The 11,916-nt window shown below is 35.2% G+C and carries 9 protein-coding genes; 6 read left to right on the forward strand and 3 right to left on the reverse strand.

The genetic code is table 11. The annotated features are described in order from the left end of the window. Positions 1–29 precede the first annotated feature (29 nt). The 3 genes from IQ226_RS05340 to IQ226_RS05350 are packed head-to-tail and all read right to left on the reverse strand — an operon-like array spanning position 30 to position 2,286. Positions 30–650, reverse strand: coding sequence for a Shedu immune nuclease family protein (locus tag IQ226_RS05340; RefSeq protein ID WP_193892996.1), 621 nt, complete (start codon positions 648–650; stop codon positions 30–32). Next, a complete protein-coding gene (locus tag IQ226_RS05345; protein ID WP_193892998.1) occupies positions 647–1,882 on the reverse strand; it encodes a hypothetical protein in 1,236 nt (411 codons plus the stop codon). Before IQ226_RS05345 ends, IQ226_RS05340 begins: the two co-directional genes overlap by 4 nt. Then, the gene (locus IQ226_RS05350) at positions 1,879–2,286 is read right to left on the reverse strand and encodes a RusA family crossover junction endodeoxyribonuclease (protein WP_193893001.1); all 408 of its coding nucleotides are present in this window, start codon (positions 2,284–2,286) and stop codon (positions 1,879–1,881) included. Before IQ226_RS05350 ends, IQ226_RS05345 begins: the two co-directional genes overlap by 4 nt. Positions 2,287–2,628: 342 nt before the next feature. Between IQ226_RS05350 and IQ226_RS05355 the strand changes: the two genes are divergently transcribed. From IQ226_RS05355 to IQ226_RS05380, 6 genes are all read left to right on the forward strand, one after another. After that, complete coding sequence (locus IQ226_RS05355) at positions 2,629–3,648, forward strand: ABC transporter ATP-binding protein (RefSeq protein WP_193893004.1); 1,020 nt, start codon at positions 2,629–2,631, stop codon at positions 3,646–3,648. 227 nt (positions 3,649–3,875) lie between these two features. Then, positions 3,876–4,373, forward strand: a complete 498-nt coding sequence (locus IQ226_RS05360; RefSeq protein ID WP_193893007.1) for a chemotaxis protein CheW — start codon at positions 3,876–3,878, stop codon at positions 4,371–4,373. A gap of 59 nt (positions 4,374–4,432) precedes the next feature. After that, positions 4,433–7,063 carry a methyl-accepting chemotaxis protein gene (locus IQ226_RS05365; protein ID WP_193893010.1) on the forward strand — a complete coding sequence of 877 codons (2,631 nt, stop codon included), beginning with the start codon at positions 4,433–4,435 and terminating at the stop codon, positions 7,061–7,063. 157 nt (positions 7,064–7,220) lie between these two features. After that, positions 7,221–10,097 carry a response regulator gene (locus IQ226_RS05370; RefSeq protein WP_193893013.1) on the forward strand — a complete coding sequence of 959 codons (2,877 nt, stop codon included), beginning with the start codon at positions 7,221–7,223 and terminating at the stop codon, positions 10,095–10,097. A gap of 358 nt (positions 10,098–10,455) precedes the next feature. Next, positions 10,456–10,950, forward strand: a complete 495-nt coding sequence (locus IQ226_RS05375) for an NUDIX hydrolase (protein WP_193893055.1) — start codon at positions 10,456–10,458, stop codon at positions 10,948–10,950. Positions 10,951–11,022: 72 nt separating this feature from the next. Beyond that, the gene (locus IQ226_RS05380; RefSeq protein ID WP_193893016.1) at positions 11,023–11,832 is read left to right on the forward strand and encodes an alpha/beta fold hydrolase; all 810 of its coding nucleotides are present in this window, start codon (positions 11,023–11,025) and stop codon (positions 11,830–11,832) included. Positions 11,833–11,916: the final 84 nt, after the last annotated feature.

The raw sequence follows: 11,916 nt of genomic DNA on the forward strand, positions 1-11,916 counted from the left end.
ACGCAAAGAAGAGGGTAAAATTAGTAATTTCATAAAATCTTTGGATACCGTGAAAGTCTATTTCTTATATCTCTAGCTAATTGATCAAATGTTTTACAAATTACTTTGCGTGAGTCTACTACAACTCTATTTAAATACCATTTCAATCTAGCTTTTTCAAGCTCACTAAGAAATTCATCTCTACCTATAACAAGAATACCTTGATATTCTATATTCTCAGTTCCAAAAATAGAACGAAATTGAGAAGTATTCTTAACATCATCAATTTTCCAAAACCAATCAATGATTTGACTAAATCCATCTTTAAATCTATGCGACCACTCTGATGTACTTCTTTCTTTGTTGATAAAAATACTATCTTTTGTAGCATCTTCAAATTCAATAAAACAGTAAATATTATTGACACAATCACCAACAACTAAATCGGCTCTAAAATCTCCAAATAATGTAAATTCATGTTTTATTTGGTTGCAAAAGTTATCAGGAGCATACCACCCAATACAGGCTGATAAATGTGGTCTTTCTTTGAAAAAAGGAAGTATATCCTTCCGTTCATTTAATTCCTTATTATTACGCAGTAGATTTTCAAATTCCTCAAGTTCAACCCAACACTGTTTAATATCTATATCAAAAGAATCTAGACCTCTCATACTTTAGCCTTTTCTAATAATCCATATAACATTTCAATCCGTTTGTAATTAACTATATCAATAATAGTTACTTTTTTGGATTGAACTTCAAAAATGATTCGATATATTCCTACCTTGGCAATAAAATCATTATCTGAGCTTGAATTCAGTTGAGAAACTTCAATTTCTGAACAATCAGGAAATTTTTCTAGACAACTAATAGCATGACTAATCTTGTATTTCTCTTGAGTTGGTAAAGTATCAAGTGCTATTTGTGCGTTATCATCTAAAACTATTTCATTTTTGTTTGGCTGTTGATTTTTAGAGTCAGTAGAAAAATCGCAAGACTCATCAGATAAGTGTTGAACTTCATTGAAAAAATTAGTTCCTCCTTCTACTTTTTCCAATGTGTGCTTAATCTTTGCAAATATTTCATCTTTTTTTTCTGTTGGTTCGTCGTTTAACACAGAAACTAATATTTCTTGAAATTTCTGATTCCTTTGTGCTGTAGTTTCCTGAGTATTTTCGGTCATACTAACCATAATTTGCCCGAAAACCTGTAAAATTGCTATTTCTTCAGTTATATGAGAAATCCATTCTATCAATAACTTAACAACCAAAATTATAAACGTAGGTAAAACCTCCGAATCTAGCTTCTGAATATAACCGTGAGCCAGACGATTGCGCTTTTCTAGGTAAGCTTGAATACTATCAAATTCAGAAATTGATAACTCTCCCAAAGAGTACATTGATCTTAGCAATTTTATGAATGGTAAACGTTCAATAGGAATTGATACATCCAATGATCTTTTTCTTAATGCTCCTTCAAAAATACTCCAGAGAAAAAGAAAAGCAGGTTCAATATTATTATTTTCAATAAGCTTGCTAACTTGACTAAAATGGTCAACTATTTCTTCCCAGGAAGGTAGTTCTTCCGATGTTCCTGGTAATGATTCTGCTTGTATATCTTCAAGTGTTACCAATAAAAAACGCCAGCCTGGATGTCTACTTACTTCTTCTGCTACAGATTGTAACTGCTCAACTGAAACTGGACTAATGCTGGTTTTTACTTCAATTATTAAACCAGATTCATTTTCATTCTTCGTAGCCAGAATATCGGGTTGATAATTATCCAAATCAAACGGTAATTGATCTGCTTTCGGGTTTTGTATAACAGTAAATCCTTGATCACGATACTGCTTGATCAAAGATTCAACTTTATCATCATGTAAACTTTTAGTATTGTCTATCATAAGTATTTTTCCAATGTTTGAGATTCACTTACTTTGACATAAACACACTCTTCGCCAATGATGACACCTTCCTGTAATAATAAAGGTAAATTTGTTATATCAATTGGCTCAGATAAAAACCGACGATGACTCTCTACATCTGATATTAGTCCATCATCTTCATAAACTAACTCATTGAGTGCATCCTGAATGGGTTTAATAATGTTATCGGTGTCAGGTGGACTATCATCACAAAGATAAATTAGCGTTAACTGTAAATTAACATTTTTAATTGGACTGCCACCTGTCCAAACCTTTTGAGCTTCAGAACGAACAAAAGTTTTCCATTCATTACGTCCTTTTGATTTTCCTTGTAATGAAACAGGCCGCTTGCGAATGAGAAGTTCAAAATATATTATTGACATTCCCAGTCCATCTCTTGATTATAACTTAATAAACTTACAGCACTTTCCACCACTTACTCCTCAAGTCTTGGGTGTATCTCAAAATTGTACTAAATTTATACCTGTTTCTTTGACTATATAGTTTCAAAAATAAATCAAATAAGTCAAGTTGATAGCCGTACTGTATAGCTAGAGTATCAACAATAACGGTAGAGATGTGCTTATCCCTATAGTTGATCATTTGGCTAAATCTGTACTGAAAATTATCTGAAAATGAAATATTCAACTCATCATGGCGATCGCCTAACTTGTACAATAAAAGATAGATTGTTGCGAATTGTATAGTTAAGGATTATAGCTGTCATGACTGCCGCTGTTTTGATCGAAAATCTTAAAAAAAGCTACGGTAATGTAGTTGCAGTCCAGGATGTTTCCTTTCAAGTCCAACCTGGAGAAATCTTTGGGTTACTTGGACCTAACGGGGCGGGGAAAACGACCACTCTCCGGGCTTTATGCACCCTAACAACGCCTGATACTGGGAAAATTGAAGTTTCTGGCATTTCCGTCTTAAAGCACCCCAAATTAGCTAGGCAAAAGCTGGGTTATGTAGCCCAAGAGGTAGCTTTGGATAAGGTGCTAACTGGACGGGAGTTACTACAGTTACAAGCGGCGCTGTATCACCTTCCTGGTGCGGTGATTAAACAGCGAATTAATACTATTTTGGATTTGCTGGGGTTACAAGAATACGCAGATAAAAAAACTGGAACTTATTCCGGTGGTTTACGCAAACGGCTAGATTTAGCGGCTGGTTTACTTCATGCGCCGGATGTGTTGGTATTAGATGAACCAACGGTAGGATTGGATATTGAAAGTCGGGTTGTAGTCTGGAATTTCTTGCGGCAATTACGGGCTGGGGGAACTACTGTGGTAATTACCAGTCATTATTTAGAAGAAGTTGATGCTTTAGCTGACAGGGTGGCAATTATTGATAGAGGTTTAGTTATTGCTAATGGTACACCTTCTCAGTTAAAAGATCAGGTGGGGGGCGATCGCATCACCTTGAGAATCCGTGAATTTTCACCTCTAGAAGAAGCCGAAACCGCCAAAAACCTGTTAGCAGCCTTACCTTTTGTCCAAGAAATCATCATCAATAGCGCCCAGGGTAACTCCCTAAATTTGGTAGTTACACCGCAAAATGACGTTTTAATCACGATTCAACAGGTGTTAAATCATGCCAATTTACCAATTTTTGGTATCGCTCAATCTCGTCCTAGTTTAGATGATGTTTACCTAGCAGCCACCGGAAAAACCTTAATGGATGCGGAATTAGCCGCTGTAGCTAATCGTGATCCTAAAGCGGAGAAAAAGCAAAATATGAGATAGAGAAAATAGAGAATAGGATTTACGCATTGACAAGATTCCCCAAATATGCGAGGTAAATTTTATCCCTTGTAGGGTGCGTCAGACACGATATTTTGACAAAAAAACAGATTCCCTCTATCTGACGCACCCTACTCAATAAGTTATTCCCAAAGCCGAAAACGACGCAATTTCGTTCATTCATATCATGGTAAATTAGTGAGCGTGCGTAAGTCCTATAATATTTATTTATGAAAAAGTTGCAAATTGACTTTAACCATCAAGCCATACATAATAGTCGAGAAGATGGCTATCTCAAATTTCAACTTAATCAACAAACTGGTGCTGTTTTATCCATTGCTCATACGCAGGAAGCAATTATTGTACCTGTGACATCGGTTACGGCTATTCCGAATATGCCTGCTTGTATATTAGGATTGATGAATTGGCGCAGTCATATAATTTGGGTGGTTGATTTACCGAGGATGTTTAATCTAGAATGTCTTGACCACCGATTGCGTCAGTATAATATTATTGTTATTCAAATAGAATCAATGATTTTAGGTTTAGTTGTTCAAGAAATTAAAGGTACAACCAAGTTTATCGCTGATGATATCCGTTCTCCTGTGGGACAAGTAGCATCTAGTTTAGTACCTTACTTATGTGGTTGTGTGGTACAACAAGAAGAAATTTTATTGGTATTAAATGCAGTACATATTTTAAGTTCAGATGTTTTTTGTATTAACTAATAATTAATACTCAAAGAAAGTGGTAACTTTTTATTTTATAGATGTGGTGCGAGGAATATATGTTGAATAAGACTGATATCAAACAAAGTAGCAATTCTCAAAATCAAGCATCTTTAATTTCTCCAACTAAAGTTGTTGATAATAGAGGAAAAAGTTCCAGTGATCAGAGGTCTTGGTATGAGAGATTAGAATATTTGCGACAATTTAAGTTAAGTACCAAATCTATAATTTTGTCTATCACTATTGCTATTGGTACTTTACCAGTTGTGGGAACTGGGGCGATCGCTTATATGTTTGGTAGTCAGTTAATTACAAAGCAAATTATTACATCCCAAGAAAATACAGCAATTAATTTAAGTGATAAAGTTAATAACTTTATTGGACAACGCTATGGAGATATTCAGATCCTATCTAATATATCTTTTTCAAGTCCGATGCAAGATACAGAAAAAGCAATAGCAGAAAAATCTAGGCAAATATCGAAAGTTGATCCCAGCACAATTAATATAGAAACACAAGTCTCCTTAGATAGCTTGATCAAAAATAGTCATGTTTATGATAGTGTAGCCATATTTGATCTGAATGGACAAGTGATGATGCAATCATCAGGAGAATCTTTAAGTCCAGAAAAACAACTTATCTATTTTCAAGAGGTAGTTAAACAAAATACTCCTATTATTAGTCAACCAGAAATAGTTGAAAATATCGGTACAGTGATTTATATAGCTGCACCAATTAAGGATGCAGTGGAGGGTAATACTATTGGTATAGTCAGAACCCGTATACCTCTGAAGGCTTTAAAAAAAGTAATACAAAATTATATAGATAAGAATCATCAATATTATTTTTTAGATGCAGCAGGAAAAATTTTAATTAGTTCCTATCAAGATATATTTGGTGAAAAACTCGTAAATATATATCCGAGTTTAACAAATGTTTTGAATACCAAAAATATTGATACATTTACAGCCATTGCCAAAAATAATCAAAACCAGCAACTTATTACTTATATACCATTTTCCAAGATATCAGGTTTACCAGAGAGCAAGTGGCAATTAATCATAGAAAAAGATACAGCGATCGCCTTTAAGCAACAAAGAGAATTTTTAACCTTAACTGCTAGTACAACATCATTAATTGCATTATTAATGACGTTGCTTGTAGCTTGGTTAAGTCAGCGGATTAATGCTAAAATTGCGAATACGTCTATAGGAAAAGCTCAGGAAATTCAAGAGCAAATACATCTAAGCGTAGTCAACAAACAAGAAGATCAAGAAAGAGAAATTGAATGGCTAAAATTACTGCTAGAGGTGACTAGAAAAATTCGGCTAAATCTTCAGTCCGAAGCTATTTATCAAACAGCAATTTCTGAAGTTATTCATGTTCTCAAAGCAGATAGAGTCATCGTTTATAAACTCCATCGGAAAACGCAATCTGTCAAAGTAATTGCTGAATCGGTACTTGATGATTGTCAAAAAATGCTCGGTGTCTATAACAATGATTCTCACTGGCGAGAACTTGGGAAAAGTAATCAATTTGAGGCCATATCAAACATTAAACAAGAGGTAAATTTAACCAGTAGTTATATCGAATGGTTAAAGAAATTTTCTGTACAAAGTAGTTTAACAGCACCGATTTTAAGTCATGGAGAAATTCAAGGATTCTTGATTGCTCATCATTGTCATCATCCTCATGTTTGGCAAGTTGGAGAAATTAATTTTTTAACCCAAATTGCTACACAAATTGGCTATGCTTTAGAACAATCTCATCTGCTAGTAGAGATCAGAAAATTGAAAGCTCATAGTCAAACAAATATTCATCAAGACTCTCTAGAAATCCAGAATTTCCAGGATAGTATTCAGCCAATTGTCAATCAAATTCAACAAGCTATTAGTGAAGTAAATGTTTATTTAGAAAAATTCACCACAGAGGCAATTATAGAACCTGAAAAAATGCACCAAAGCTTAGAAACTATTGAAAATATGACCATTGCTATTCAATCTATCGCTGATATAGCACAGCAAGCTGTCACCATTGCTAATGATGCTAACCATACAGCCACTAAAACTGGAGCAGATATGGATTTAACACTGGAAAATATTTTCTGTGTCCAAGAAACAGTTGATGAAGTTACTAAAAAAGTAAGACGTTTAGGGGACTCTTCTCAACAAATTTCCTGTGTGGTTTCTATAATCAATCAAATTTCCATGCAAACTAATTTATTAGCAATTAATGCGGGAATTGAAGCTGCAAGAGCCGGAGAGGAAGGTCAAGGTTTTGCCGTGGTAGCTGAAGAAGTTGGCGAATTAGCCGCCAGAAGTGCCGCCGCTACTCAAGAAATTGAGGAAATAATTGTCAAAATCCAACGAGAAACAGGTGAAGTATTAAAAACAATGACAACGGGAACTAATCAAGTTACCCAAAGCAGGAATATTATTGAAAAGGCCAAAGATAATTTACGACAAATTGTTGATGTATCCCAGCAAGTAGATACCTTAGTCCGGTTAATTTTAAGTTCTACTCAATCTCAAGTTCAAACATCACAAATTGTGAGTCAAACTATTAAGGATATTACTCTGGCATTAGCACGTAATACTCATAATTCGCGTCAAGTTTCCCAATCGTTACAAACAGCAGTAGATATTTCTCAAGAGTTAAAAGATACTATTGAGACTTTCCCTTTTAATTAATATTCTCATTTGTTCTGAATTAAGTAGGTGAACACAATAAAACCAAACTGTGTAAAGAAATGTAAAATCGCTGAAAACTTCTTGACTCTTGCCTTGCCATAACGACAATTTTCAACGCCAACCTACTTAATAAATAATGACTAAGGACTAATCACTAATGACTAAAGATAAAGAATTGGAAATCCAGATGCAATTTCTGGAAGAAGCAACTGATTACCTCAATACTTTAGAAGGGGTATTACTGGAAATTGACATTAGTAAACGTATTGAATTAGAACATATTAACGCTGCAATGCGAGCCGCCCATTCTATTAAAGGTGGAGCAGCAATGATGGGATTTCGCGTATTAAGTAATTTAGCTCATAAATTGGAAGATGCCTTTAAAGTCTTAAAGACTCAAAAAGATTCTTTGGAACTTGATACTCATTTACAAAGTTTATTACTATCTAGTGTTGATTGGCTACGACAGATTGTTGAGTTATTGGCAAAGGGTAATAATCTGGATGATAGTTGGTTAAGAAAATCTTGTTATCCAGTTTTTAACGAACTTTATGAGCGTTTAGGTGAACCGACTCCAGAAAATATTACAACTTTGCTATCATCAGAAAATGATACAGAAATTATCCCTTTATTATTTGAAACTGAAGTTGAAGAGTATTTACAACACCTAGAAGCTAGATTAAAAAATAGCAATAAATCGGGATTAAGAGCAGAGTTGGTAATGATGGCAACTGAGTTGGGTGGGTTAGGAGAAATGCTGCAATTAACAGCTTTTACCCAATTATGTCAATCCGTTAGCCATTATTTAGAAACTCACCCTGATAGTTATTTAGAAATTGCTAATTTAGCATTAAAAGCATGGCGGCAATCTCAAACTTTAGTATTAAGTAATCAACGAGGTAATTTACCAAATAGAATTGATTTTGGTGAAGTTATTCATGATCTTCCTGCGATTTTATCAAATCAGCAAGTGCATAAGTCATTTGTTTCTGATTTTGATTTCTTAGAAAATGTTGAACTATCTCCAGCAAGTGCTGATAGAGTATCAACTTCGGAAAATCTCCCCATAGATTATAAATATACTGAACGTAAAAGTGATATTAATTCACTACCTAAAGAAAGGGAAAACCAGGAAAATACAGTTAGAGTTCCTAGTAAACATTTAGAAAAAATTAATGATTTATTTGGAGAAGTTATTATTCAACGTAATGGGTTAAATGTGCAAGTGGAAAGATTACGTAAATTGGTGCGTAATCTCAGTCAAAGAGTTCAAATTCTTGATCAAGAAAATCAAGAACTGCGAACAGCCTACGCAAAAATAATAACTCATAATCATGGTAATCAAGAAGTAGAAAATAATTTTATAGAACAAGAGAGTTATCAAAAATTGAATTTATTATCTCAAAATGTCATGGAAACTATTGTCCAAGTTGCGGAAGTTACCAGTGATATTCAATTAAGCGTGGACGATACAGACCAAATCACACGAAAACTCAATAAAACTTCTAAACAATTACAAAGACAATTAACCCAGGTGAGAATGCGTCCTTTTTCCGATTTGGTGGAACGTTTTCCTAGAGCTATTAGGGATTTAAATGTTGAGTATGGAAAAAATGTACAGTTAAAAATTGAAGGTGGAAATACTTTAATTGAAAGAGGTATTTTGGAAGCTTTAAACGAGCCTTTAATGCACTTGTTACGCAATGCTTTTGATCATGGAATTGAAGATCCTATTACTCGGAAAAATCAAGGCAAACCTGAACAAGGTTTAATTGAAATGAAAGCAGCCTATCATAGTAATCGCACAATTATTACTATTCGTGATGATGGTCAAGGTATTTCTTTAGACAAAATTCGTCACCGGGCTTTAAAAATGGGTTTGGATGATTCCTTATTAGCGATCGCTAGTGATGAAGAACTACTATCATTAATTTTTGAACCAGGATTTAGCACCTCGGAACAAGTAACAGCTTTATCTGGTCGGGGTGTAGGCATGGATGTGGTTCGTAACAACCTGAAATTAGCACGAGGAGATGTGAATGTTGACACCCAAGCTGGAGTGGGGACAAAATTTACCTTATCAGTTCCATTTACTTTGTCAGTCGCGCGGGTTTTATTGGTTGAGAGCGATCGCTTGGTGTTAGCATTTTTTACAGACGTAATCGAGGAAATTTTCTTGCTAGAACAGGAACAAATCTTCTCCCAAAACGGGAAAGAATTTATTAACTGGCAAAACAATCAATTACCATTACTGCGTCTCAATAGTTACTTTGAGTTTAATTGCTCCCGCTACAATAACCTAGAAATAGAAACTCTGCCAATCATTAATGCTATAAGTGTATTGATAGTCAAACATGATCATCAACAAGTCGCAGTTCAAGTAGAGCGTTGCTGGGGTGAACAGGAAGTAGCTATTCGTCAAGTAGAAGGTAATATTCCCCTTCCCGGTGGTTTTAATAACTGTACAATTCTGGGTGATGGTCGAGTAGTTCCCCTCATTAACACTAATGATTTAGTATCGTGGATCACGAAAAATGAACGTCCCCACATCAGTAATAAATTACCAACAACAAGACTACAAACTGCATTCCTCAAACCGCCAAAAGTAACGACTGTAAATCAACCTAGTCGCCAAAAAGGCATAATTTTGATCGTTGATGATTCCATTAACGTCCGCCGTTATCTAGCACTAACCCTGGAAAAAGGTGGATATCAAGTAGAACAGGCTAAAGATGGTCAAGAAGCCTTAGAAAAGCTAGAAAGTGGTCTGCAAGTCCAAGCGGTAATTTGTGATATTGAAATGCCTCGTATTGACGGTTATAGCTTTTTAGAGCGAATCAACAATAATACAGAGTTAAGAAATATTCCTGTCGCTATGTTAACATCCCGTAGTAGTAGTAAGCATCGTCAGTTAGCTATGCAATTAGGAGCAAAAGCTTATTTTTCTAAACCGTATAATGAGCAAGAATTATTACGGACATTAGAAGAAATGATTTTCCAGATTGCAGAAACAACATTAATTCGTAATTCGTAATTCGTAATTCGTAATTCGTAATTTGGAATTTGGAATTCGGGCGTTGCTGAATCGAGGTATGAAATTTCCAAATTGAACCTTTAAAAATCTTACCTTTGCGTCTACTCTTCGAGATCACGAAGCGTGATTGCGCCTTTGCGTGAGACTAAAATTCATACCCTTAATCAGCAACGCCGGAATTCGTAATTCGTAAGTAGGTGAACACAATAAAACCAATCTGTGTAAAGAAAAGTAAAATCGCCCAAACCCTCTTCACTACTGCCTCTTGCCTTTTGCCTCTTGCCTCTTGCCTTTTGCCTTGCCATAACGAAGATTTTCAATGCTAACCTACTTAGAATACAACAAAGTAATTTTCAACTTGAACATTCTTGCTTTTTTTACACCAATAATTCAGTCCACGCGCAGCCTATGGCATTTTGGACAAACGGTACTGGGTATTATATTCCGCCACCCCATTACTGGTACAAGTATTATTCCTATTTTACCTGATGGTCAGATTGTCCTCATTAGGAGAAAGGATGATGGTCGTTGGTCATTACCTGGTGGTATGGTGGATTGGGGAGAAGATGTTCCTCATGCAGTCCGTCGGGAATTGATAGAGGAAACAGGGTTAGAAGTAGTTAGAATCCGCCGTTTAGTGGGAGTTTACTCTTCACCAGATCGTGATCCTCGGATTCATTCCATCTGTATTACTGTTGAAGCTGAAGTTCAAGGAGAAATGGCAATCAAAGATACTTTAGAAGTTATGGAAATTCAAGCTTTTCCTCCCAGTTCTTTGCCAAAACCAGATATGTCCCATGACCATTTTCGTCAGTTACAAGACTACTTAAATGGTTTAACAACACTTGCCTAAAAGATGGAAAATTCAAAATTTTGGGTTTGGAAATCGCACAACTTAGACAACTAAATTAGTAAATTAAAATAAATGAATATTTTATTTCGTAACTCCCGAATAAAACTTAGTCAAGGGGTATTGTTTTGGCGTGAAGTTGGTACAGGAATACCCGTAGTTTTTCTACATGGTGCATGGAATGATGGTAGCGAATGGGTATCCACAATGGAATTATTAGCTGAAAACATCCATTGCTTCTCACCGGATTTGTTAGGTTTTGGTGAATCAGCAAATCCTAAAATTCACCATTCCATAGATTTACAAGTCGAGTGTTTAGCTGATTTTTTAAAAGCTTTAAAATTAGAAAAGGTCTATTTAGCTGGTAATTCTCTAGGCGGTTGGATTGCGGCTAGTTATGCTTTAAAATATCCAGAACAAATATCTGGCTTAATATTGTTATCACCAGAGGGTGTTGCAGCGGAAGATAAAAAAGAGGAATGGCAAAAAAAACGGCGGTTATTTAATTGTTCACCCTTAATAATTAAATTTTTACGCTTAATTATGCCTTTTATCAAATTGATTGGTTGGGAGGGAAAAATTGCTAGGGATTTAGAATTAAGACAAACATTGTTACAGTCTTCGACAGCTTGTCAATTACTTTTTAATCGTCAGCAACCAGAAATAGCAGCAGAATTATTAGAAAAACGCTTACCGGAAATTAGCGTTCCTTGCTTAATTTTGCAAGGTGGTCAAGATACACAATCTGCTATATCCAAAAGTAATACTTATGCTCGATTAATTCCCGAAGTTCAGTTACATAATATTGCTCATGGAGAAAGTAATTTACCAGAAACTTGTGCTGGTGTTGTCGCGGAAGCTATTTTAGATTTTATTAATAAGTAGGTAGGGGCGCGGGGCCCGCGCCCAGTCAGGAGTCAGGAGGAAGAATTGGTAAGATTTTTGGAATAATTGAACGCAGATAAACGC

Source organism: Dolichospermum sp. LEGE 00240 (genome assembly GCF_015207875.1).
GTDB classification, from domain to species: Bacteria; Cyanobacteriota; Cyanobacteriia; order Cyanobacteriales; family Nostocaceae; genus Dolichospermum; species Dolichospermum gracile.